Consider the following 23,027-nt stretch of genomic DNA (forward strand, 5'->3'; position numbering starts at 1 on the left):
AACTCAACTCATTACAGGCTGATTGGAATATTCCGATCAGCCTTTATTTTTGACCAATGGATTTTATCAGAAAATATGTGCTCACTTACCTCAAAGGTATGGCTATGGGTGCAGCAGATATAGTACCAGGAGTTTCTGGCGGTTCGATAGCCTTGATTACGGGGATCTACGAGGAACTACTCGATAGTATAAATTCCTTCAATGGGGAGAATCTAAGGCTCTTGCTCAAGTTTGAGTTCAAAGCATTCTTTAAAGCGGTGAATGGAGCTTTTCTGCTTAGTTTACTCCTAGGAATTATGACCAGTATTTTCTCCTTATCCAAGCTTATCACCTATTTGATGGCCGAGCACCCCATTCCGCTCTGGTCATTTTTCTGCGGATTGATTTTGATCTCTGCTTTTCTGATCCTGAAAGACATTGAGAAATGGACTGTAGGAGTATTGCTTATGCTGATTATCGGTACTGTTGCGGCCTATTATATCACTGATTTGCCTCCTACAAGCAGTCCGGATGCGCTTTGGTTTACTTTTGTAGCTGGAGCCATAGCGATCTGTGCGATGATTTTGCCCGGAATTAGCGGGAGTTTTATTTTGCTGATTTTGGGGAAATACGAGCAGGTTTTGCAAGCAGTTTCAGAGCGTGATATAGTTACGTTGGCTGTTTTTGCCTTTGGCTGTGTGGTGGGACTTCTATCTTTTAGTAGAGTGATTTCTTGGTTGCTGAAGCGCTATTATTCTATTACCATCGGACTGCTTTCTGGCTTTATGCTGGGCTCTATCAATAAGCTTTGGCCTTGGAAAATCGTCACAGCCTGGCGAAATTCATCCAGTGGGGAAGAAAAGCCATTTTTGACCAAGAATCTCTTTCCAAGTGACTATTTAGAGCAGACCGGTTTTGAACCAAAACTACTTTTGGCTATAGTCGCTTTTCTCTTTGGGATAGTATTGGTGTTTGGACTTGATCGCCTTGCTGCATATTTAAAGAAATCATGAGGAAATTCGGACTGATAGGACATCCACTTACGCATTCTTTTTCGAAGAAATTCTTCACCGAGAAATTTGAAAAGGAAGGAATAGAAGGCTGTTCTTATGAATTATTTGACATTCCGAATGCTTTTGAGCTGGACGAAATTCTCAACGAAGATCCAGAAATCGAAGGCATCAATGTCACGATTCCGCACAAAGAAGATGTGATCGCATTGATGGATGATCTCGAAGAAGCCTGTGAGGAAATCGGAGCGGTTAATTGTATTCATATTCAGGATGGGATCCGCACTGGTTACAATACCGATTACATAGGATTCAAGAATTCACTATCTCCATGGCTAGGTGATGCGAAAGTAAAAGCCTTGATTTTAGGAACTGGAGGGGCATCCAAAGCAATTAAACAGGCTTTGATAGATTTGGATATTGATTTTCTGTATGTATCCAGAACGGAAGATGAGGAGCAAATTACTTACGATGACCTAGCTTCAGATCCGGAAATCATGAATACCTATCATCTGATCGTGAATACCACTCCACTAGGTACATTTCCGAATGTGGAGGGTATGCCAGCCATTCCTTCGGAGCAATTGACGGCGTCTCATTTTGTGTATGATTTGGTTTATAATCCGCCAGTTACTACCCTGATGCAGGCTTGCCTGGATGCTGGAGGAAAAGCTAAAAATGGGTATGAAATGCTAATTCTTCAGGCAGAAGCTTCTTGGGAGATCTGGAATTCTTAAATGTTAATCTGATTGTCCGCAATCTTGCCAGAAACCAAAATTTCTTTGCTCACCTGGACAGAAGACCGAAGACAGGTGACCGAAGTAATGTAAATTAAAGTTTTAGGTGCAATCAACTGAAAGAAAGTGACAGAAATAAGTGAGATAGAAAGAATATTAGATAAACTAATAACCTTGTTGCATGAAGACAATCAGAAAAACTGGGCAGAATGGTTTCTTGAGGCAAAAAACTTATTAGGCGAAGATATAGAAAGCTCCGTTTCGAAGATTCTTAGAGCGTATGGTGGTATGGATTCATTTAACGACACATACTTAACGAAAATTACTCGCAATAATGAAAATTTTTCCATACTTAGAACTCAACTATGGGAATTGGCAATGGAAGTCAAAAGGGGATAAAGAAAAAATTGAAAAAGCATCTAGCACACTGTAAAAATCCATTAAATCGCATTTGACAGTAATCGTTTGCCATATCAGCCAATTTTAGCAAAACATGAAAAAAGCTATACTCATCATCCAATGTCCCGATCAAAAAGGGATTGTAGCGGAAGTGTCACGATTCCTTTATTCTTATGAAGGTAATATCCTGGAAGTAGATCAGCACGTAGATGAGGAAATGGGTATGTTTTTCATGCGAGCTGCCTGGGAGTTGGATACTTTCTCTCTGGAAAAAGATCAGATCGCGGAGCGCTTCAAGTCTGAAGTTGGAGAACGGTTTAAGATGGAATTTAAGCTTCATTTCAATTTCCCTAAGCCAAGAATGGCGATTTTTGTCAGCAAGCTTTCTCATTGCCTATTTGATATTCTGGGAAGACATTATGCTGGGCAGCTCGAAGTGGATATTCCTTTGATTGTGTCTAATCATCCTGCGCTTAAGCAAGTGGTAGAGGCCTTCGGAATTCCTTTTCACCACATTCCCATTACCTCTGAGACCAAAGCTGCTGCTGAAGCAAATCAACTGGAATTGATGAAGGCCAATCAGATTGATTTTGTTGTGCTGGCGAGATACATGCAGATCTTGTCTGCGGAATTTATTCAGCATTTCCCAAACCGGATTATCAATATTCACCATTCATTTTTGCCGGCTTTCGTAGGAGCCAAGCCATACCACGCAGCCTACGAAAGAGGAGTGAAAATCATCGGTGCAACGGCCCATTACGTCACTGAGGAGCTAGATGCGGGTCCCATCATCGAGCAGGAGGTGGCTCGGGTAAGACATCACAATACCGTTGCGGAACTAGTGCAAATCGGACAGGATGTAGAAAAAGTAGTGCTTTCCAAAGCCATTAAATATCACATTGATCGCAAGGTCATGCCGATCAATAACAAGACGGTGATTTTTTATTAAGGGATAATTATTCTGGGGATGTCTTTCGGCAAGCGCGTCAGCATTTCATAGTTCACTTGCTGGGTGGATTCTGAAAAAGATGCCACCGTGATTTCTTTTCCGCCTTGCTTCCCGATTAGCACCACCTCGTCGCCTACTTTTAAATTTTTGATTTTGCCTATGTTCACCGCGATTGCATTCATAGTGACTGTGCCTACCACTTGGCAATATTGCCCACTTATTAGTACCATTCCCTGATTACTCAACAGCCTGCTATAGCCGTGCCCATAGCCTACCGGCACGATGGCAAGACGTATATTTTCCAAAGCCATGTAGCTGTTGCCATAGCCGACAAATTCCCCCGTTTTCACGGATTTTAGACTCATAACTGTGCTCTTCCATGTAATCAGTCTTCGCAATGGGTTTTTATTTCCCTTGGGGAGGGAGTTTAGCTTCGCAAAAAAAGTCTCTTTGGTTGGCCAAAAACCATAGCCTGCTATCCCAATTCTCACCATATCCATGATCGTTTCCGGGAAAATCAATGTAGCCGCCGAACAAGCAGTATGATAGATTCTGAAACTCACTCCCTTTGCATTAAAAAAATCCTTAAACTCATGATATCTGGCAATTTGATTTTTTACACGCACAAAATTACTTACTGATTCAGCTCCCGCATAATGGGTGCAAAGTCCCTCGATAGCAATATTATCCTTATTTTCTAGTAGTAATTCTGCCAGCTTCTCCCGTTGATTCCAATCAAAACCTGTTCTATGAAATCCAGTCTCAACTTCAATGTGAACCTTTGCTTGAATACCTGTTTCGGAAGAAATGCCGATGGCTTTTTGGAGTCTTTCGAAATCAAATACGTAGAAGCTGATTCCTTTTCGGATCAACTCTTCCATTTCCTCGGGGTGAAGCATGCCAAGGATCATGATTTCAGATCCTTTCTTTGACTCTTTCCATACCTCCCAGGCTTCATCAGAACTAAAGGTACTGAAATGTCTGATTCCTGCTTTTTCGGCTATTTCTACCATTTGGGAGATTCCATGACCATAGGCATTTCCTTTCACCACAGCAGAAATTGTTGGCTCTGGGCCAATTTCTGAGCGTATGTAGCGGATATTCTGTCTGTAAGCTTTTGCGCTGATTTCGAGCGAGGAAGTGGCAATCATTCTATTCTGTCAATTGAAGTCAAAAAGTAAGGCACTCTGCCTCCTAATCCCAATTCTTGATTAATTTTATTCTTTTAAAATTGACAAAAATGAAAAAGTCCTTTCAAGTAGCTGATCAAAAGTCCCGCTGTCCCTGGTGTCTGGGTTTCGAAGAATATGTAGCCTATCACGATACAGAGTGGGGCGTTCCAGTACATGACGATAAGGTGCATTTTGAATTTTTGATTTTAGAATCTGCTCAGGCAGGCTTGAGCTGGGCTACCATATTGAAGAAGAGAGAAGGCTATCGCAAAGCCTTTGCAGACTTTGACTATAAAGTTGTTGCCGAATTTCCCGAAAGCTATGTGCAGGAATTGCTTCAGGATCCTGGAATAATCAGGAATGCCCTGAAAATCCGCGCCGCCATCAATAATGCACAGCGATTTATGGAAGTACAGCAGGAATTTGGATCCTTTTCCAAGTACATCTGGGGCTTTGTGGGCGGGAAACCGATTCAAAACCGACTCGCTTCCATGAGCGAAGCTCAGGCAACAACCAAGGAATCTGATTTGCTTGCCAAAGATTTGAAAAAACGTGGATTTAAGTTTCTCGGCAGCACCACAGTTTATGCACACATGCAGGCAACTGGGCTTTACAATGACCATCTGGAATCCTGCTTTCGATTTAGCGAGGTTTAGAACTTAAGCGAAAGCAAAGAAGACCAGCCAGACAAGAATCAGTATAGGCAAGAGAATTGGTAGGGAGAATCGGATGATATAGCCAAAGAAGGAAGGCATTTTAACGCCATTTTGCTCCGCAATAGACTTCACCATGAAGTTTGGACCATTTCCTATATAAGTCATCGCTCCGAAGAATACCGATGCGATTGCAATCGCCATCAATTCAAATGCTGAGTCATGGTATCCGTCAGCTGCAAATTGGCGAACCTCCTCGATATTACTGATGGATGCACCTTTCGATGCCATGGCTGCCGCTAGGAAGTTCAGGTAAGTGGGCGCATTATCCAGGAATCCCGAGAGAACTCCTGTGCCCCAATACAAGGTGTTATGAGTGATCATAGCAGCTCCATCTGGTGATTTGGCAAAAGCACCCACAAGCTCTAGCGCTGGCATCATGGTACCAAATATGCCCACGAAAATGAAAGCCACTTCACGAATGGGTTCGAAGTTGAATTCATTGCCTTTGATGGCTCGCTTATCAGCAAATCTATAGGAAAAGAAGGCAACAGAAAGCATGATGATTTCTCTGATGTAGGAGAATTTTTGGCCGTCATAGACGATCGCCGGAACACCCTCTATTACATTTGGATCAAGAAATACCGAGCAGATTATAATGAAAAGCCAGCCGAAGTTTTTGACTCCGATCAGTGACATTTTATTGGTATAGGTAGTTTCTTCAAGCTCAGAGTCATCAGCAGCTCTGCCAAATTTTTTGTCCACGAAATAGAATGCACTCGCGAGAAGAACTAAAGCAAATATCCATGCTGGCCAGTTATGCTCTAAAGTCCAGAAGAAAGGTATGCCTTTCAGAAAACCCAAGAAAAGTGGCGGGTCTCCGATTGGGGTAAGTGATCCGCCTATATTACTTACCATGAAAATGAAGAAAATGATATGGTAAGCCTGAATATTGCCTTTATTTAATCGGATAAATGGACGGATCAATAGCATGGAAGCTCCAGTGGTTCCGATCAGATTAGAGATCAAAGCTCCAATGAGCAATAAAGAAACATTGGCAAATGGAGTAGCTTTTTTGTCTATTTCTATCAAGATTCCTCCTGACGCTATATACAAGGATGCGAGAAGCGCTATGAATTGAATGTATTCGGCTAAGGCGTGGACCGGTGCGTGGACATTTCCAAGTATAAATAAATAGTAGAAAACGACCAGCAAGGCGAATCCAACGGCAATTTTAGGATAATTGTGGTGCCAAAAATGCTCATAAAACAACGGGCCAGTGGCAATCATCAACAGTAAAGCCACAAATGGGATTACCAGCCAAAGTGGAGCTACGTGATGCTCTTCCTCTACTGCTTCTTCCACCAGATCTTCATGGACACCGACTTGATCTGCATCTACTTGATCCACCTGCGCTAGGTAAACTGTCTCAGCGTCACTGGATTGAGCATAGGTGCGCTGCGTGTCTAGTCCACCTAAAAATAAGATTCCGAAAAGTATGGAGAAACTAAAGATAAAATTCTTCATTAGGCTAAATTGGTAAACAGGGGGTTCTTTTCGGTTAATTTAAGCAAATAATTAATTGTTGATGTCCGACGCAGGCTTCTGCTAAACTACAGATTTTGCCTGATACAGCACAATCGAAATGCGCTATCCTGATGGAATTAATCAAAAATTAACTCCATCAGGTGAAAGGGAAAGTATGATTTTACACGAGTTGTGCTAAAGCTATATTAAAGGAGTTTTCAGCTAGTTTAACTTTTTCAGGATTCTTAGCATGTACATCCATTAAGGCTTTTTCTATTGTCGAGCTGACGTCTGTAAATATGGCCATGTCGGTGACTTCTGCGTTATCAGTCATCAGATAGGCAAATACTCTTGCCATCCCACAGTTTGCAATGAAATCAGGAATGACAGAAACGCGTTGATCAGTCCAAACTCCAATAGGTCCAAAGAAAATCTCGGGATCAGCAAACGGTACATTTGCGCCACATGAAATAACTTCCAAACCTGAATTTACCATCCGCTCCGCTTGGTCTTGAGTGATCAGTCTGGAGGAAGCCGCCGGAATGAAAATTTCACTTTTCAAATCCCATATTTTTTCATTGATCTCGTCAAAGCTCAATTGATTTTCCGCTACAAGTTTATTTCCCTTTCTATTGAGGAAAAGCTCGCGCACTTCGTCCAGAGAGTACCCTTCTTCATTAATCACTCCTCCATCCCGATCGATAATCCCTACTATTTTCACTCCTTCCACTGCTAAGAAACAGGCCGCTGCTGCGCCTACATTTCCCCAACCCTGAATCACAGCGCGTTTCCCTTTGATGTCTCCTCCCCAAATAGTGTAATAGTGCCGGACGGCTTCTGCCACGCCAAATCCCGTAATCATATCTGCTACGGTATATTTTTTTGGACCATTTGGCGTAAAGTGCGGATCTTCGAGCACTTTCGATACACCCTGTCTTAGCTGTCCGATTTTCCGGATTTTTTCTGGTTCAGTCGCATGATAGTGTCCATTGACCACACCTTCCTGAGGGTGCCAAAGGCCATAAGATTCTGTAATTGGTATTACTTCATGGATTTCATCGACATTCAGATCGCCTCCAGTACCGTAATAGCTTTTCAACAAAGGAATGACAGCCTTGTACCAGCGTCGAAGCACTTCATCTTTACGCGGGTCATTCGGGTCGAAATTGATCCCTGACTTTGCCCCGCCTATGGCCGGTCCCGAAACGGTAAACTTCACCTCCATGGTTTTGGCTAGGGATTCAACCTCGCGCTTATCCAAACCTTTTCTCATTCGCGTGCCGCCTCCGGCAGCTCCACCTCTTAGAGAATTTATCACAACCCAACCTTCGGCCTCGGATTCGCTATCGCTCCACTCAAAGGTGATTTCTGGTTTCTTGTTCTCAAACTTTTTCAGTAATTCCTGCATGTAACTTGGGTTTATATCTGAGCAAAATTAAAAAAATAAACCAGTGTTGTTACATGAAGTCTGACGGGCGGTTAGCCATAGATTACTCCTCCACTGGAGTCAGTTTGGGCCCCGGTGACTGAGGCCAAGCAGTTACTTTCATTCCGAAGACGCAAAACCCCAAGAAACCCGAAAATCAAAGCTTCCTTAAATTCAATCAATTTCTGCGAGGCAACCGTTTGAACCCATTTATTATCAAGATGTTCGCCCAGTCGGTCTATGAAAAGTGAGTTGTACGCACCGCCGCCTGAAATTAGTACAGCGGGTTGTTCAGTGCTTTTTTGACTCTTGATGACTTTGGCGATCTGGAAAGCATAATGCTCCACCAATGTTCGGAGGATATCTTTTGGGGAAATTCCGCTGGAAGATATAAGAGGCATGAAATCATGCTCCAAATCCTCTCGACCTAAGGATTTTGCCTCAGATTTAGAGTAATAAGGAAGGGAATTTAAGGCCTCAAATAGTTTACTGTTAAAAGTACCCTCTCGTGCCCAGGCTCCGTTTTTGTCGTATTCAGCACCCAGCAGTTTTGCATGAGCATTCAGCAACAGATTAAAGGGGCAGGTATCAAATGCTATTCTTTCTCCGCCTGCTTCCATGCTGATATTTGCAATCCCGCCTAAGTTGATACAAAAGTCAACGGTAGGAAAAAGAAACTGGTCGCCAATGGGAACCAGCGGCGCTCCCTGCCCGCCGAGCTGCACGTCCAGCATCCGGAAATCATTGATGACTTTTTGCCCTGAAGCCTGATGAAGAGCCCAGCCATTGCCAATCTGCAGACTAAGTCCCTTTGCCGGTTGGTGAAAAACCGTATGCCCATGAGAGCATACTGCCAAGGGCTTGATTTGCTTTTCGCCACAGTATTCTTTCACTTTTTCACCCATCCATTTTCCAAAATCAACATCCAGAAGTGCGAGTTCCAGTGCCGAAAGGGTATGACAATTCATGAGCTGCTTTCCTAATTCCTTCGGAAAAGGAAAGGTAACGGCATCTAGAATCTCGTAAGACCACTGATCATAAAGTTCATAGCTGCAATAGGCAAGGTCTAATCCATCTCCGGAGGTGCCGGACATCAATCCGATCATGGTGTATTGGGTAGGGGGCATGGGTTAAAGTTTGTTAAGTAACGACTTGCTCAAAGATAAATTAACAAGTATAAAACACAGTACTTTTTTTGATTGGCTATTTTGCGAAGCGTTAACTAGACTGAATGGCTAATCTTATCATAGATATAGGAAATACGAGAATTAAGTCGGCACTTTTCGAAGGAAATTTGCTACTCAAGGAAGATGTTTTCGATAGGCTTGAAAATGCCTTAACGTGTTGGATTTCACTATCATTTGATCATTGTTTGGTCAGTTCTGTGAGATGGAGTCAGGAAGAATTACTAGACTTGATTCCCTTCCACTTTAAATACTTTACTCCAGAAACAAAGCTTAGGGTTCACAACGCCTACGGCACCCCAGCAAGTTTAGGTTTGGACCGAATTGCAGGAGCAGTTGGCGCTTGGGCAATTAGTGGAAAAGGGCCGGTTCTCGCTATAGACTTGGGAACTTGTATTACTTTTGATCTAATCGATGAAGAAAACTCCTATCTAGGTGGAGCGATCAGTCCAGGGCTGGCTATGCGTGCGAAGGCCATGCACGAACAAACGGCGAGGTTACCCCTGGTGAACCTTAGTGAAAGGCCTGCCGAGCTTATTGGCAACAATACCATCACCTGTATGCAGGTCGGTATTTGGTATGGAATTGAGTTTGAAATACTAGGCCAAATAGAAGCATACACTAAAAAATTTCCAGAAATTGAGGTCTTTGTTTGTGGTGGAGACGCCCAATCTTTTGATTCATTGGCAAAAGACCTCATATTTGTAGTCCCAAATTTGGTCCTTTACGGATTGAATTCTATTCTAAACCACAATGTTGAGTAAAATCAAATTGCAATTGCTGGGTGTACTATGCACCCTTTTCTTATTTACAGAGTCCCAGGCTCAGTCCAGTGCTTCTACTTATAGTGCGTTAGGCATAGGAGAATTTAATTATTCCGGTCTTACCAATAATCAGGCAATGGGGGGGCTTGGTATAAGTTACGGTACACTTTGGAACCCAAACACTGTCAACCCAGCTCTTTCTACCAAAAACACGATTTTTAATTTTGAAGCGGCTCTGAACTATAAAAGAATAGCTGCCAATAACGGATCAGAATCCTCGGATGTAGATGGCGGAGGCTTATCTTATTTAGCGTTTTCTCTTCCTGTGAAAGCGAATAAGTTTACCGTTGGCTTAGGCTTGAATCAAATCACCAGTGTGAACTACCGCTTGCTGATAGAAAGTCCGGTAGCGAATGCAGATGTGGAGGCATACAATTTTATCGAAGGTGACGGAGGAATTTCTGAAGCATATCTCACGATGGGGATGGTTGTTGCCAAGAACTTGAGTGTTGGCGTGACAGGATCTTATCTTTTTGGGTCAACAATTCGCACGGATCAGCTGTCACTTTTTAGTGAAGAAGGAGAGCCAGTAGGAACCACCACAGAATATTATGAAAGATTAACAGTTAGTGATATTGGGATAAAAGCGGGTGCTTATTACTTCATTCCTTTGACCGAAAAGAGCAAGCTCCATATGGGTGCCATTTATCAGCATTTAGGGGATGTTAATGGAAAAGCCTTTGCCAAGCTCGCGGCATTTGGCCAAGCTAGCGATCCGGATTCAGATGGAGACTTGATTTCCAACGACGAACCGGGCAGCATTTATATCCCTAATCGCTACGGATTCGGGGTTTCTTATGAAAAAAATAACAAATTTGTGATCGGACTGGAAGGCCAATATCAGGACTTTAAAAAGTTCAGATCTTTGCTCGATGATCCGCTGAGATTACAGGAGGCAATTAAGTTAGGTTTGGGATTCCAGTTTACACCTGATTACCTAAACATAGACAACCCACTTAAAAGAGGATTTTATAGAGTCGGGTTGGAGTATCAGCAGACGCCATATTACTTGAACGCGACTACGATCAATGACCTTGGCATTAACTTTGGAGCTTCACTTCCTGTAAATCAACTTTCGTTAGTGAATTTCGCGGTGAAGGTAGGTCAGCGGGGAACTACTGAAAATGGCCTGATCCGAGAGAACTATGTGAACGTAACTTTAGGTTTATCATTGAACGATAACAGTTGGTTCTTCAAGCGAGTATTTGAATAATTAATTAACCAAACCATAAATCAAAATGGTTAAATCCGAAATCTTGGATTTAGACATGAAGATTAAATTGTGCCGAATTAAACCATTATGAAAATGAAAATTAAATCTACAATCCTGGGCCTAGGGGCCCTGCTTCTAGCCGGCATGGTCCAAGCTCAAGAGGGATGGAATTTTCCATCTGATCCAGCTCAAGAAGCTAAAGCGAGAGAATTAAACGCAGCTTACACTGATTTCATGAATTCTGATCAACCAGTGGAAGCTACTCACCCACTTCATTGGTTGCTAGTGAACGTGCCTGAGCTGAATGAGTCCATTTACCAGAATGGCGTTAAAATATACGATGCCGCTTCTAAAGTTACAGAAGACGAAGCCCAAAAAAGAATATATCAGGACTCAGTTATTACACTCTTCAATAAGAGGGGTGAAATTTATGACAATGAGAAAAATTGGATAGAAAATAAAGCCTATTACGGTTATCAGTACTATAAAGGCGATAAGGATATGTTAGAAGGCCCTATTGCTGATTTCGAAAAGGCAATGGAGCTCAATGGTACTATTAACTATCAATTAACTGCAGCTTACTTTGACCTTGTCTATAGAAATTATGCTTATCACCAAGCTTATACAGGTGAAGAGATTCTTTCCATTTATGATAAAATCAATAAAATGCTAGATGAGGAAGCTGCTAAAGGAACTGACGTTTCCAGTCAAAAATCTACGCTTGAGACTTTACTTGTCGCTATGGAGCTAATTGATTGCGATTTCATTGAAAATACAATGGGACCAAAACTGGCAGCTGATCCTACCAATGAGCAACTTGCCGACCAGATCTTCAAATATTCTGTACAATACAAATGTTTCTCTTCCAATGCATTCTTGCAAGCATTAGAAATGAAGCATGCCAAAGAGCCTTCTTTCTCTACCTCTCAGGTAATTGCAATGAGATATATGCAGAATGATGATGCTGAAAAAGCTGAAGAAATGTGGAATCAGGCTTTGAGTCTAGCTGAGAATGATACGCAGAAGGCAGATGCTCAGATGGAGCTTTCTAAGATCTATGCCAAGCAAGGCAAAAAATCTGCTGCAAGAGCTGCGGCGAAAGAAGCTGCTAACCTTGATCCGTCCAGAACGTCAGATATATACTCCATGATTGCCGGTATGTATATGAACTCTTTCAATGATTGTAGGGCTGGTAATAGCCGTGTGAAAGATTATTCTATCTACATCGCAGCTTATAATGCCTATCAGAAAGCTGGTGATTCTTCAGGAATGGCAAATGCAAGATCAAGATTCCCTTCCAAAGAAGAGTTATTCACTGAAGGTATGCAAGTTGGCCAGACGGTAAACACCGGATGTTGGATAGGCGAGACTGTCACCTTAGCTACAAGAGATTAATATAATTAGTAAGATAAAAGGCAGTCTTCGGGCTGCCTTTTTTCATTTATAGACTAAAGCAATTTTCAAGTATCTTTGAGCCGTGAAGACTAGCATAATTTCATTTTTATTCTTGTGTTTCCTTTTTATCAACAGCTCCTGCAGGGAGGATGTGGATGCCTCTTTACTGGAAATGTATGAGGGCCCAACGAACATGAGTACCAATTTTCACCTGATACAGAGTGATTCTGCCATAGTCCGATCAGAAATCAAAGCCCCAAAGCAGCTGGAATTTGCCAATGGAAACATGGAGTTTCCTGAGGGAATAGAGATACAGATTTTTGAAAAAGATGGTCAACTCAGCACAACCTTGAGAGCTGATCGGGGCTATTTATTTAAGCAGGAAAACATCTTCAAAGGGGATGGAAATGTGCAAGTTCACAATCTGATTAAAGACCAAAAACTTCAATCAGAGGAGCTTTTTTGGGAACCGAATAAGAAAAAAATATACACAGAGAAGTTTGTAAGAGTTCAGGAGGGTGGTACATTTTTCTATGGGTCTGGAATGGAAGCTGATGATACATTTACGAAATATTCCTTAAAAAATATCCGAGATAGTCAGCTTCCAATTTCTGAAGACGGGATTTAGATGAATCAGATAGAAGCAACCTTCTTTATAAACGAAATAGAACACCGTGCTTTCTTCTCCCTATACAATTCAGCATGAAATTACTTGACGCATTATTATTATCGCTTTCACTTGCCCTTATGATAGTTGGCATTCACCAGACCGTCACCCGCGGAGTGGGAGCTTCCTATGCTATTTTTATGTTTGCGGTAGCTTTACTATTTTGGTTTCAGTACCGCAAAATGCAAAAACCCGAAGAACCTCCCACACCTAAGAAAAAGGCCAAACCCGGCAAAAAACGCTAATTATGGAAGTAAATTATCTGATTTATGTAATTCTTTCGCTTTTGTTTTCTGCCTTTTTTTCGGGGATGGAAATAGCCTTTATTTCCTCCAATAAGCTGCAGATCGAGCTTCAAAATAAGCAAGGGGATCTTACCGGGAGAATCCTAAGCGTGTTTGTGCAGCGTCCAGGGCAGTTCATCGGCACTACACTCATGGGCAACACCATCATGCTGGTGCTCTATGGTATTTTCATGGCATATCTGATGGAAGATCCGCTGAGGATGCTGCTGGATGGCTATGCCAACGATGCGATTGTACTTGTTTTGCAGACGGTGATCTCTACTATTATTGTACTGATTACCGCTGAGTTTTTACCGAAAAGTCTTTTTATGCTGAACCCAAATAGCATGTTGAATTTCTTTTCACTGCCTTTTTGGATCATTTATATCTTGTTTTATCCGGTGGTTTGGGCGGTTGTGGGCCTTTCTAGATTTTTTATTACCAAAATCCTACGCTTAGAATACAGTGAGGACAAGCCTGTTTTCACGGTCACTGACCTGAACAGCTTTGTCCAGAATCATATTCACAAAGGCAGAGAAGAAGGGCATGTGGAGATAGATACGAAGATTTTTGATAATGCCGTAGAATTCAAAACCGTCCGTGTACGTGAGTGTATGGTGCCCCGCACTGATATCGTGTCGGTGGAAGTGGATGATTCCATCGAGGAATTGAAGCAGGTGTTCGAAGAGAGTGGTCACTCCAAGGTGATCGTCTATCGGGAATCTATCGATGATGTGATCGGCTACTGCCATCAGTTGGAGCTCTTTAAAAAGCCAAAAACCATCGAGGAAATCCTCACTCCGATCATCATTGCTCCAGAGTCTGCCCTGGCAAATGAGCTGCTCATCCAGTTTATTCAGGAGCGAAAAAGCCTGGCTTTGGTAGTAGATGAGTTTGGAGGGACTTCTGGGATAGTTTCTATGGAAGATATTATTGAGGAGATTTTTGGGGAAATAGAAGACGAGTATGACTCAGATGATCTGATCGAGCAGAAAATATCTGATCAGGAATATTTGCTCAGTGCACGGCATGAAATCGACTACCTAAATGACAAATATGGCTGGGATTTGCCCATAGGAGACTTTGAGACCCTATCTGGGTTGATTCTTTCGCTTACTGAGAACCTTCCAAAGAAGGGGGAATCGGTGACGTTTGAAGCCTATAATTTTACCGTTGTGACCAAGCAAGAGCATAGAATTGAGACTGTTCGCTTGAAAATTAACAGCTCGGGAATTTTCTAGTTAAGCGTTTGATTCAGAATATATTTTGAATTTCGTTAGTAATGCTCTTATTTTGCGACTCTCTAAAAAAGCGTAGTAACAATAATGGCGTTAATTAAACAAATTAGACAACGGACTGGTCTGATGATCGGCGTGATTGCCGGCGGATTGATTTTATTCCTCTTAGGAGGAGATTTATTGAGCCCAAATTCCTCCCTTCTTGGCAGCAGCCAGAACATCGTAGGCGAGATCGCAGGTGAAGACATCACTTACGAAGAGTACATCGCTCGTGTAGAAGAATTCAAACTTGCTAATCAGCAGCGTACGGGAAGAGTTCCTTCCGAAGTAGAAATGTATTCTATCAGAGAGCAGGCTTGGCAAGCTATGATCGTAGAGCGCGTGTTCAAGGAAGAATATGAGAAGCTAGGCTTGACTATTTCTGATGCAGAATTGGTGGATATGGTTCAGGGCAAAAACATCGTTCCTGAATTACGTCAGCAATTGGTAAATCCGCAGACTGGTGAGTTTGACAAGAGTCAGTTGGTCACTTTTCTTCAGTCACTTGAAACAGCCGATCCGGCTCAGCAGGCATATTGGAACCAGCAAGAGCAACTTTTTGCAAATTCTAGATTGAGAATCAAATATGACAACATGCTGGCAACTTCTGAGTTTGCTACCGAAGCTGAAGCTAAAGAAGAGTACAAAGCAGCAAATACCATTGCTGATGCATCTATTCTTTTCGTTCCTTTCTATGCTGTATCTGATGCAGATGTGACGGTTTCCGAAAGTGAAATGCAGGCCTACCTGGATAAGAATAAAAGTAAATTCAAGTCAGGAAATGCTGCCAGTCTTGAATATGTGACATTTAGCATTCAGCCAAGCGGCGCTGATTCGGCAGAAGTTATTTCTCAAATCAATGAGTTGACTGAAGAATTGAAGAATGCAGAGAATGATTCTCTTTTCGTCTTGAGAAATTCTGAAGGTCAGTCTCCATTTTTGACAGTAAGACCAGGCGATGTATTGCCTGCTAACTTGACTAATAATGTTTCTGACATTCAGGCTGGTGAGACTTACGGTCCATTCATCACTGCCAATTCCACATACGTTTCATACAAGATCTCTGATCAATATGAGGGAACTCCGAGATTGAGAGCTTCGCATATCCTATTCAGCACAGAAGGTATGGATGATGCAGGAAAAGCTGCAGTTGAGGCGCAGGCTGAAGAAGTACTTGCTCAAGTAAAAGCTGATGGAAACTTTGAAGTTGCTGCCAGACAATACGGACAGGACGGTACTGCTCAGACTGGTGGAGATCTTGGGTGGTTTGCTAAAGCTGATTTCGTAACAGAATTTGCTGATGCTGCTTATGCTGCAAAAGCTCCTGGTATTCTTCCAAGCTTAGTAGAAACTGAATATGGCTACCATATCATCAAGGTGACTGAAATGCCGAAAACCACTTACACTAAGGTAGCTACCTTAGAGTTGGATTTGGTAGCAAGTGATGTTACTCGCAATGAGGCTTTCAGAAATGCGGATTCTTTTGCGGCTAATGCTGGCAATAGAAACGAGTTCACTGAAAATGCAACTACTGAGAATTACAGAATTCTTCAGGCAAACAATGTAGATGCCAACGCTAGAAATATCAACAATCTTCAAAACGCCAGAGAAGTAATTCGTTGGGCATTTGCTGATGGCACTTCTACAGGTGAGGTTTCTGATGTATTTGAGCTTGACAATTCCTATATCGTTGCTTCATTAGTGAGCAAGAGAGACGAAGGTGAAGTGAAGTTGGCAGATGTAAAAGAGCAGGTAGAAGCTCAGGTAAGAAATGAGAAAAAAGCTGAAGCGATCAAAGAAAAGCTTGCTGGAAAAACTTCTTTGGAAGATATGAAAGCAGTATTCCCTGACGCAGCATCTCTGAATGAGATTCCTGACTTAAAACTTAGCGCCAATGTGATTCCAGGTGTTGGATTTGCACCACGTGCCATCGGAGCGATTTTCGGAGTGAATCAAGGAGAAATAACTCAGCCTATCCGCGAGGACGTAGGTGTGATCGTGGGTAAATTGAATGCATTGACTCCAGCTGCCGAGATAGGTGACTATACGGCTTACCAAGGTCAATTGACTCAAAATGCTTCTCAGCGTACGACATATTCCGTTATGATGGCTTTGCAGGATCTAGCAGGCGTCAAGGATTATCGATATAAATTCTTTTAATAAAGAATGAAACTAGAATCGGAACCCATGCCTGACAGCATGGGTTCTTTGTTTATATTCGAAACGTAATTTGCCAATAGCAACCTACCATGGATAATAAGAAATTCGACAAGGAAAATTTTAAGGAGAAATTAGAAGCCAGTGGGGAATTTCCACAGCTTTATATGTTTAAATTTATAGTTCCTAATGGGAAAGAAAATGAAGTAGCAGCGCTATTCCCAAAGCATGAAGTGACAACTAAAGCAAGTTCTGGAGGCAAGTACATAAGCGCAACGATTCAGGCAATGATGAAAGATCCTGATCAGATCATCAAGATCTACGAGGAAGCTTCCGAAATAGAAGGATTAATCTCACTTTAAACTCATTCGATTATGTGGAAAGAAGAAGATAACAAACTCAAAAAAACATTTAAGTTCAACGATTTTCAGGAAGCTTTTGGCTTTATGACCCGTGTGGCATTTTTAGCCGAGGGCATGCAGCATCACCCGAACTGGAGTAATGTTTACAATATTGTAGAAATCGAACTGACTACCCATGATTCAGGTAATACGGTGACCGAGAAAGATCGTGAGCTGGCAAAAGCCATAGATAAAATACTTGCATGAGTGAAACCTCTCCAAACCTTTATTTAGTACCCACTCCCATCGGTAACCTGAAGGATATCACGCTTCGGGCGATTGAAGTCCTGAAAACAGCTGATGTAATCCTGGCAGAGGACACCCGCACGAGCGGACAATTGCTTAAGCATCTGGAGATCTCCAGACCGCTTCAGAGCTACCATATTTTCAACGAGCATAAAACCGTGGAGAAACTCGTGGAGCGGATGAACAGGGGCGAAGTATTTGCCTTGATCTCTGATGCCGGTACACCTGCTATTTCAGATCCTGGATTCCTGCTGGTGAGGGAAGTACTTGCAGCGGGGTTAGAGGTACAATGCCTTCCTGGAGCCACCGCCTTCGTTCCAGCTCTTGTGAATTCTGGCTTGCCAAATGACCGTTTTGTATTCGAAGGCTTTTTGCCCCACAAAAAAGGCAGAAAGACCAGAATAGATGGCCTGATGGAAGAGGTAAGAACCATCATCTTCTACGAATCACCGCATCGTCTCCTGAAAACGCTAGGACAGCTTGCTGAAGCGTTTGGAGCGGACAGACAAGCTTGCGTATCCCGGGAGCTCACCAAGCTCCATGAGGAGAACGTAAGAGGCACCTTAGCGGAGTTAATAGAATATTACCAGACCAATACACTAAAAGGGGAAATCGTCCTTACTGTGGCCGGTAAGAATCCCAAAGCCTGATTTCAACCCAACAACTTTTATGATCTCAACAGAAAAACTGACGCTACTTCTAGAGAAAACTCAAGAAATAGCAAAAGAAGCTGGAGCCTTCATCCGCAGAGAAAGACAGCATTTCAAAATGGATAAGGTAGAACACAAGGGCTTTAATGACTTGGTTTCCTATGTGGATAAGCAAGCGGAAAAGATTATTGTGGATAGACTATCCAAGGTGTTCCCGGAGGCTGGTTTTATCACCGAAGAAGGAACAAACACTACCCAAGCAGAAGAATTCAATTGGGTGATAGATCCGCTGGATGGCACGACCAATTTCATACATGGTGTTCCTATTTTTTGCGTGAGTATAGCCTTGATGGAGCATGATGAAGTAATTCTCGGAGTAGTTTATGAAGTCAATCTTCATGAATGCTTTTATGCTATGAAAGGAGGCGGAGCTTTTTGCAATGACACCAGGATAAAAGTCAGTGCTGCTCCTACGCTTGCTTCTTCACTTATAGCAACGGGTTTTCCTTATTCCGATTTTGATATGATCGATAAATACCTCGCCGTACTGAAGTCTATTATGCAGTCTTCGCATGGTGCGCGCAGACTCGGTAGTGCTGCTGCTGATCTTTGTTATGTAGCTGCCGGCCGGGTAGAGGCGTTCTTTGAATACAATCTCAATTCCTATGATGTAGCTGCAGGAGCACTCATCGTAGAAGAAGCCGGTGGAAAAGTGACGGATTTCTCAAATGGAAGGGATTTTATCTTTGGAAGGCAAATTATCGCTACCAATGAGAAAATTCATGAAGAACTATTTACTCATGTAAAAAAATCCTGGGGATAATCAGCCCAAGAAATAATACCAAAACATAATACTTAAGATCGAGATCGGAATGCCTAAGCCTGCCAGAAGCGTAGCGAGCTTAGGCCTGAGATCGTATTGAATGGCCACAATTGACCCTGTGATCATGGGCGCCATTCCACTTTCTAGAACGGTGACTTTGAACTCAAGACTGTCTTCTGGAAGAATATTTCTATAGATCAGCCAGACCATCAAGGGTGCCAGCAATAGGCGATAGCCCATTCCAAACCAATAAAATCTGGAGCTGAGCGAGTCAAAGTCAATGGAGAACTTTAAGCCGATGGCGAAAATTGCCACTGGAGCCATGGTCTTACCTATCAGAGAAACTATGGGAATTAGAAACTCCGGAGTTTGCCAGCCCAAGATGCTCATCGCCATTGTTAGCAATAGAAATCCGAACGGTGGGAATTTCAGGATTTTCAGGGGAATCTCCCTTAGATTTCCCTCTTTGTGAGAATAGATCGAGCCGACCAAAATAGAAAGGGAGGAAACTAGTAAGAAAGACCCACCTTGATCGATCAGAAGAGCGATAGGAAGTGCTTCTTTTCCATAGAGGCCTTCAACTACCGGAAATCCTAAAAAGGAGGTATTGGCTAATCCAGCGACGATCACCAAGCATCCGGTGGTTTGATTATCCCAGTTTAATACTTTGCCCAACATCCCAAAAATCAGCCAAGACAGAAGAAAAGTAAACCAAGCTGAGGAAATGGGAATGAGCAGCTCCAGCCCTGGATTTATCTGCGGTATATACAATAGCGCCAGTGCTGGCAGTACAATGTTTAGTAAGTAAGCATTGACCCATTTGGTGATTTTTTCGAGGGGTAGGTTTGGTTGCTTCTGAAGAAAAAGTCCCAGTAAAAGGCAGAAAAATGCGATAATAGCTCCTGTCATGCGGGTTTTAGTAAAACGTAATTTTTATTAACATAAAAATAATTTTGTATAATTGTACTTTGCTGATTATCAGGATACTTTTAGGTCAAATAATCCAAAGTCTATGACGAAACTTATACCAATTTTTATCAACGGAGGAAAATGGATTCAGCTTTCGCAACTTTCGAAAGAGCAATCCTCTACCTTGAAATCCTGGCTTCCTGTCAACTGTGTGAAGAAAATCATGTTTCAGGGAAATGAAATCTCTGATTGCCTAGAGTTCGAGACTTACGAATATTGGTTTCGTACCCATCAGGTTTCTATGCAAAAGCAGGCCTTACTGGATTTCTAATCCAACCCGAAGCTTTTCCTTTTTTCCTCAAAATACTTTCCTAACTCAGGGTAGAAGTCACTTTCGACTTCCGGTATTCCGTCGAGGATTAACTCCATATTACCTTCCATAGTGTCGGTATTCACCTGCATTCCTTCCAGCAAAAAGACCAATTCTTCCAAAGTCAGCGCTTCATAGCTGGACGATGGGTAAAGCATGTATTCATTTCCATAGAAATCCACCACTTCAAATTGTATTTTTCCCTCCAACCAATGGGCATAAATGCTGATTTGCTCACCCCACTGACTCTCTGGGTAATTCATTTTCACCAATAAAACAGAAGTTGTTTCCTCAGTAAAATAGCTTTCAGGGCGGAATTTGAAATCAATCATCCGCCAAAAATAGCAATTCCTTAGAATAGAAAATCTCAATCCTTTTTTTGGATTGGATAATCGGGACTTTCGGGCTATTTTTGGGCACATTTGCAGGTAGGCCTTCTGGCTACCGATCCATAAAAATTGGCTTTCAAACCCCTGATTATGAAAAGAGACTCGCTTGTTTTCGACCTTATCAACGAAGAAGAAGACAGACAAAAGAGAGGCATAGAACTGATTGCTTCCGAAAACTTCACCAGTAAGCAAGTAATGGAAGCCGCAGGAAGCGTGCTGACAAACAAATATGCGGAAGGTCTTCCGGGCAAGCGCTACTATGGCGGTTGCGAGGTGGTAGATAAGATCGAGCAGTTGGCAATTGATCGCGCTAAAGAGCTATTCGGAGCCACTTGGGTCAATGTGCAGCCTCACTCTGGCGCGCAGGCTAATGCAGCTGTGATGTTGGCTTGTCTCGAAGCAGGTGATGCTATTCTAGGTTTTGACCTATCTCACGGTGGTCACCTGACTCACGGTTCTCCTGTGAATTTCTCAGGGAAACTATATGAACCTCATTTTTACGGAGTGGAAGAAGCAACCGGAAGAATTGACTACGAAAAGCTTCATGAGAAAGCGCTGGAAGTATCTCCTAAAATGATTATATGTGGAGCTTCTGCTTACTCTAGAGATTGGGACTACGCACGATTAAGAGAAATAGCTGACGAGGTAGATGCTATTCTTTTGGCGGATATTTCACATCCGTCTGGCTTGATCGCAAAAGGACTATTGAATGATCCATTGGATCATTGCCATATTGTGACCACTACGACGCATAAAACCCTAAGAGGTCCAAGAGGTGGTATGATCATGATGCGTGAGGATTTCGACAATCCTTGGGGCATCACTACTCCTAAAGGAGAAATCAAAAAAATGTCTGCATTGCTGGATATGGGAGTGTTCCCGGGTACGCAAGGCGGTCCTTTGGAGCATGTGATCGCTGCAAAAGCGGTGGCTTTTCAAGAGTGTCTTTCGGACGAATACATGCATTATGTGCTTCAGGTGAAAAAGAATGCATCCGTAATGGCGGACAAGTTCGTAAGTCTGGGATATCAAATCATCTCAGGAGGAACAGACAATCATATGATGCTTATTGATCTAAGAAATAAAGACCTTACCGGCAAGATTGCAGAAGCAACCTTAGGTAAAGTGGATATCACCATCAATAAAAACATGGTTCCTTTTGATACCAAATCTCCGTTCGTTACTTCAGGAATGAGAGTAGGCACAGCTGCTGTGACTACCAGAGGGTTGAAAGAAGATGATATGGTAAAGATCGTCAACCTGATAGACCGCGCGTTGACAAATCATGAGAATGAAGCCGAATTGGCGAACATCCGTAGCGAAGTAAATGCTTGGATGAATCAGTTTCCATTGTACTAGAATTATACATACCACCCGTGGCGTTAGATCAATACCAAGAAGAGGAAGAAGAAGGAATGTCCTTTTTGGACCACTTAGAAGCTTTGCGCTGGCATTTGCTTCGTTCCGTAGCAGCTATTTTGATTTTGTCTGTTGCGGCCTTTCTTGCCAAAGGCTTTGTTTTCGGAATAGTTATCCTTGGGCCATCCAAGGTGGACTTTGTCACATACAGATGGCTGTGTCAACTCAGCGATGTGGTGGGTTTGCCGGCACTGTGTATTGACGAGTTGCCGTTTACGATCCAAAGTAGGCAGATGACGGGGCAGTTTACCATGCACATGACTTCTAGTTTTGTGGTGGGATTCATTGCTTCCTTTCCCTTTGTTTTCTGGGAAGTTTGGCGATTTATCAGCCCGGGTTTATACGATCAGGAGAAAAATGCCGCTAGAGGAGCTGTTTTCTTTGTAAGCTTACTCTTCTTCATGGGAGCTGCTTTCGGATACTTTATCCTTTCGCCACTTTCGATCAATTTCCTTTCAAACTATCAGTTGGATCCGTCGATTCTGAATGAATTTGACATTACATCCTACATTTCTACCTTGACGATGTTGGTGTTGGCTTCGGCCATCATGTTCCAACTACCAGTGGTCGTTTATTTCTTGGCGATGTCAGGATTGGTGACTTCCAGTATGCTAAAAGCTTACAGAAGACATGCAATTGTGGTTATCTTGATATTGTCGGCGATTATCACGCCTCCGGATGTAATTAGTCAGATTTTGATTGCAATGCCGATTCTGGTGCTTTACGAAGCTGGAATTCAGATTGCAAAACGTCTGGAGCGAAAGAGAGCTAAGAAAAGAGCTGAGGAAGAGATAGATGATGCGCTTTAAGATTAGACATTAGATTTTAGTAGCAAGTAGCTAGATATTAGAATCTAGAGTCAAGAGCCAAGATGACGGCATTGAAGCTTGATTTAAAAGAGTTAAAGATTTGAACATAAAAATTAAAGACACGATAGAAGGCATTAATTACTAATGTCTTCTTTCTA

General features: G+C 42.4%; 25 protein-coding genes. 19 read left to right on the forward strand and 6 right to left on the reverse strand.

Translation table 11 applies throughout. The features are described from left to right. Positions 1–56 precede the first annotated feature (56 nt). From BM386_RS17305 to purU, 4 genes are all read left to right on the forward strand, one after another. Complete coding sequence (locus BM386_RS17305; RefSeq protein WP_091696564.1) at positions 57–992, forward strand: polyprenyl-phosphate transporter; 936 nt, start codon at positions 57–59, stop codon at positions 990–992. Then, positions 989–1,726 (forward strand): shikimate dehydrogenase family protein, encoded by a 738-nt coding sequence (locus BM386_RS17310; RefSeq protein ID WP_091696566.1) that lies wholly within the window; start codon positions 989–991, stop codon positions 1,724–1,726. Before BM386_RS17305 ends, BM386_RS17310 begins: the two co-directional genes overlap by 4 nt. Positions 1,727–1,852: 126 nt before the next feature. Next, the gene (locus BM386_RS17315; protein ID WP_091696568.1) at positions 1,853–2,125 is read left to right on the forward strand and encodes a DUF6966 domain-containing protein; all 273 of its coding nucleotides are present in this window, start codon (positions 1,853–1,855) and stop codon (positions 2,123–2,125) included. Positions 2,126–2,219: 94 nt separating this feature from the next. Beyond that, a complete protein-coding gene (purU, locus tag BM386_RS17320; RefSeq protein ID WP_091696569.1) occupies positions 2,220–3,074 on the forward strand; it encodes a formyltetrahydrofolate deformylase in 855 nt (284 codons plus the stop codon). Here the strand turns inward: purU and alr are convergent. Further along, entirely contained in the window at positions 3,071–4,225 is a 1,155-nt protein-coding gene (gene alr, locus BM386_RS17325; protein WP_091696571.1) for an alanine racemase, read from the reverse strand. The two genes, purU and alr, sit on opposite strands and share 4 nt — an antisense overlap. A gap of 89 nt (positions 4,226–4,314) precedes the next feature. Here alr and BM386_RS17330 point away from each other — a divergent pair, with 89 nt between their 5' ends. Beyond that, positions 4,315–4,902: a DNA-3-methyladenine glycosylase I gene (locus tag BM386_RS17330; protein WP_091696573.1), complete on the forward strand. Its 588-nt coding sequence runs from the start codon at positions 4,315–4,317 to the stop codon at positions 4,900–4,902. 3 nt (positions 4,903–4,905) lie between these two features. Here BM386_RS17330 and BM386_RS17335 read toward each other — a convergent pair whose 3' ends face one another. From BM386_RS17335 to BM386_RS17345, 3 genes are all read right to left on the reverse strand, one after another. Next, positions 4,906–6,426, reverse strand: coding sequence for a sodium:proton antiporter (locus BM386_RS17335; RefSeq protein ID WP_091696574.1), 1,521 nt, complete (start codon positions 6,424–6,426; stop codon positions 4,906–4,908). A gap of 181 nt (positions 6,427–6,607) precedes the next feature. Then, positions 6,608–7,834, reverse strand: coding sequence for a Glu/Leu/Phe/Val dehydrogenase dimerization domain-containing protein (locus BM386_RS17340; RefSeq protein ID WP_091696576.1), 1,227 nt, complete (start codon positions 7,832–7,834; stop codon positions 6,608–6,610). Positions 7,835–7,905: 71 nt separating this feature from the next. Further along, positions 7,906–8,979 carry an anhydro-N-acetylmuramic acid kinase gene (locus tag BM386_RS17345; RefSeq protein WP_091696578.1) on the reverse strand — a complete coding sequence of 358 codons (1,074 nt, stop codon included), beginning with the start codon at positions 8,977–8,979 and terminating at the stop codon, positions 7,906–7,908. A 104-nt stretch (positions 8,980–9,083) separates the two neighbouring features. Between BM386_RS17345 and BM386_RS17350 the strand changes: the two genes are divergently transcribed. From BM386_RS17350 to BM386_RS17400, 11 genes are all read left to right on the forward strand, one after another. After that, the gene (locus BM386_RS17350) at positions 9,084–9,800 is read left to right on the forward strand and encodes a type III pantothenate kinase (protein WP_091696580.1); all 717 of its coding nucleotides are present in this window, start codon (positions 9,084–9,086) and stop codon (positions 9,798–9,800) included. Then, positions 9,790–11,073, forward strand: coding sequence for a BamG family beta-barrel-assembly machinery protein (gene bamG / locus BM386_RS17355; RefSeq protein WP_091696581.1), 1,284 nt, complete (start codon positions 9,790–9,792; stop codon positions 11,071–11,073). The genes BM386_RS17350 and bamG overlap by 11 nt, the downstream gene beginning before the upstream one ends. 93 nt (positions 11,074–11,166) lie before the next feature. Continuing rightward, entirely contained in the window at positions 11,167–12,468 is a 1,302-nt protein-coding gene (locus tag BM386_RS17360; RefSeq protein ID WP_091696762.1) for a hypothetical protein, read from the forward strand. A gap of 82 nt (positions 12,469–12,550) precedes the next feature. Further along, on the forward strand, positions 12,551–13,096 hold the full coding sequence (lptC, locus tag BM386_RS17365) for an LPS export ABC transporter periplasmic protein LptC (RefSeq protein ID WP_244545557.1): 546 nt from the start codon (positions 12,551–12,553) through the stop codon (positions 13,094–13,096). 74 nt (positions 13,097–13,170) lie between these two features. Continuing rightward, positions 13,171–13,380, forward strand: a complete 210-nt coding sequence (locus tag BM386_RS17370) for a hypothetical protein (RefSeq protein WP_091696583.1) — start codon at positions 13,171–13,173, stop codon at positions 13,378–13,380. 2 nt (positions 13,381–13,382) lie between these two features. After that, positions 13,383–14,660, forward strand: a complete 1,278-nt coding sequence (locus tag BM386_RS17375) for a hemolysin family protein (protein ID WP_091696584.1) — start codon at positions 13,383–13,385, stop codon at positions 14,658–14,660. Positions 14,661–14,744: 84 nt separating this feature from the next. Further along, positions 14,745–16,856, forward strand: coding sequence for a peptidylprolyl isomerase (locus BM386_RS17380; RefSeq protein WP_091696586.1), 2,112 nt, complete (start codon positions 14,745–14,747; stop codon positions 16,854–16,856). Positions 16,857–16,945: 89 nt separating this feature from the next. After that, positions 16,946–17,215, forward strand: coding sequence for a DUF493 family protein (locus BM386_RS17385; RefSeq protein ID WP_091696588.1), 270 nt, complete (start codon positions 16,946–16,948; stop codon positions 17,213–17,215). Positions 17,216–17,227: 12 nt separating this feature from the next. Then, complete coding sequence (locus BM386_RS17390; RefSeq protein WP_091696591.1) at positions 17,228–17,461, forward strand: 4a-hydroxytetrahydrobiopterin dehydratase; 234 nt, start codon at positions 17,228–17,230, stop codon at positions 17,459–17,461. Next, positions 17,458–18,150, forward strand: coding sequence for a 16S rRNA (cytidine(1402)-2'-O)-methyltransferase (gene rsmI / locus BM386_RS17395; protein ID WP_091696593.1), 693 nt, complete (start codon positions 17,458–17,460; stop codon positions 18,148–18,150). The genes BM386_RS17390 and rsmI overlap by 4 nt, the downstream gene beginning before the upstream one ends. Positions 18,151–18,169: 19 nt before the next feature. After that, complete coding sequence (locus BM386_RS17400) at positions 18,170–18,973, forward strand: inositol monophosphatase family protein (protein ID WP_091696595.1); 804 nt, start codon at positions 18,170–18,172, stop codon at positions 18,971–18,973. Here the strand turns inward: BM386_RS17400 and BM386_RS17405 are convergent, their stop codons facing one another. Next, positions 18,974–19,882 carry an AEC family transporter gene (locus BM386_RS17405; RefSeq protein ID WP_091696597.1) on the reverse strand — a complete coding sequence of 303 codons (909 nt, stop codon included), beginning with the start codon at positions 19,880–19,882 and terminating at the stop codon, positions 18,974–18,976. A 103-nt stretch (positions 19,883–19,985) separates the two neighbouring features. On the opposite strand from BM386_RS17405, the gene BM386_RS17410 reads away from it, so the two are divergent. Further along, a complete protein-coding gene (locus tag BM386_RS17410) occupies positions 19,986–20,213 on the forward strand; it encodes a hypothetical protein (RefSeq protein WP_091696599.1) in 228 nt (75 codons plus the stop codon). Here BM386_RS17410 and BM386_RS17415 read toward each other — a convergent pair. Next, on the reverse strand, positions 20,210–20,584 hold the full coding sequence (locus BM386_RS17415) for a UDP-glucuronosyltransferase (RefSeq protein WP_091696766.1): 375 nt from the start codon (positions 20,582–20,584) through the stop codon (positions 20,210–20,212). The two genes, BM386_RS17410 and BM386_RS17415, sit on opposite strands and share 4 nt — an antisense overlap. A 147-nt stretch (positions 20,585–20,731) precedes the next feature. On the opposite strand from BM386_RS17415, the gene BM386_RS17420 reads away from it, so the two are divergent. Continuing rightward, on the forward strand, positions 20,732–22,000 hold the full coding sequence (locus BM386_RS17420; protein ID WP_091696600.1) for a serine hydroxymethyltransferase: 1,269 nt from the start codon (positions 20,732–20,734) through the stop codon (positions 21,998–22,000). Between the two features lie 17 nt (positions 22,001–22,017). Then, positions 22,018–22,869: a twin-arginine translocase subunit TatC gene (gene tatC / locus BM386_RS17425; RefSeq protein WP_091696768.1), complete on the forward strand. Its 852-nt coding sequence runs from the start codon at positions 22,018–22,020 to the stop codon at positions 22,867–22,869. Positions 22,870–23,027: the final 158 nt, after the last annotated feature.

The sequence above is a fragment of the Algoriphagus locisalis genome (assembly GCF_900116615.1).
GTDB classification, from domain to species: domain Bacteria; phylum Bacteroidota; class Bacteroidia; order Cytophagales; family Cyclobacteriaceae; genus Algoriphagus; species Algoriphagus locisalis.